Here is a 1,459-nt window from a genome sequence, read left to right on the forward strand (position 1 = left end):
TGAAATGTATTGAACACCACCATGACCCAGTTTCATTGATTCAATAGCAGCATACAGCCGACGATCTCTCTAATTGAGTAAACTATAAAATCGCACCATTTGATCTTCGACATCTGTCAAATAACTTTTCATAAACGTTCGCACAGAAAACAACATTAAGGGTAATGAAACAAGGCTTCTTGAATATAGGCAAAATGAGGATTATTTTTTATATTTTTTTTGGTAATACCGTCCATATCAGAAAAGTTGTTTTCAGACAATTCCTTATTATCCGAAAGACATCGGGTGACGAACATAAAAAGAATAATAGTTTCAAGTAAAAAAACATTCTTGAAAAATTGCCAACGTGTTTCAGACGTAATGGTCTATGATAGGGGAGTCGTGATTAATAGCCTATTGGCTCATGACCATAATTGACGAGGATAATGAAATGAATATCGGCCCAAATAATTCAGATCTTCCACCCTCATACTGGGAGGCTATGGAGCAACACTCACAGGGAGCGAGTGGAACGAATCCTCACCTGTCGGCAGGGTATTCGGTTGGTGCAGGCGAACCTTCAGCACAGTCTATAGCGGCACGAAGTGTGAGCTTCACAGATATTGCCCCCCCAAAGAATGAGCTACCTCCAATCCATAGGTTGGTTTTGGATAAAGGTATTGATTTAAAATCCTTAAACTCACTGGTGAATGCATTTAATGGGGAAATATTTAGCTTTGATAATTTTTGTTTAACTCAAAGCCGACCTGGAATTGTTAAAAAGGCTCATGGTCTGACCAGAATACCCGGCTATCTGAATCCAGAAAAATATAATTCTTATAATATACTTACACAATGTAATAGCGCAGAGCTAAAAGATCTTAATCTTGGTATGAGTGTTTCTGATTTCACGCCATGGTTCGAAGCTGTGGATCTGTTGCTAAAGAATACTCTGTTCTGTTGCAAGGCTGATGCGGCTAATAATCCTGATTACAGTGCACTTGTTAAATTTCTTGAGCAATTACTCGTAATAGCATCATTTGATCACCTGTCCACCAAAACCCAGCCTTATATAGAAACCATAACTCATTTAAAGGACGAGCTGGCGCTTGGGATAATTTGCGAAGATAAGGTTGCCGATCATGTTGCCAAGCTTGTGGCCGAATTTACTTCCTCCCTTCTCACCAACACGTGGGACATCCAAGTTTTTCGAGAAACTCTGGATGCATTATTCACATTGTATGAATTCAAGCCTACTCCGTGGCCCCTTGCAAAAATCTCCCCCGAGCTTAATAGCACCATTAAAGGCTACGCCATGGAAGATCCCTGCTATGACATGTTTCGAACACGGTAAGGGCTGGACAACAGCCAATAAAGCCCAAGAGGCTGTCCCAGAATAGACTGCCCTACGCGGCAACTCCTCCCGCGTTGCTCTAGCTCCTGCATCCATGCAGTCGTGCGGTGGCAGCAAATTGGTCTA

General features: G+C 41.5%; 1 protein-coding gene. It reads left to right on the forward strand.

Features of this window, described 5'->3' with window-relative positions:
* The first annotated feature begins 430 nt into the window (after window positions 1-430).
* The gene (locus KDK14_RS13810; RefSeq protein WP_257265753.1) at window positions 431-1,333 is read left to right on the forward strand and encodes a hypothetical protein; all 903 of its coding nucleotides are present in this window, start codon (window positions 431-433) and stop codon (window positions 1,331-1,333) included.
* Window positions 1,334-1,459 lie beyond the last annotated feature (126 nt).

Origin of the sequence: Endozoicomonas sp. ONNA2, assembly GCF_024606365.1 — a bacterium.
GTDB lineage: Bacteria > Pseudomonadota > Gammaproteobacteria > Pseudomonadales > Endozoicomonadaceae > Endozoicomonas.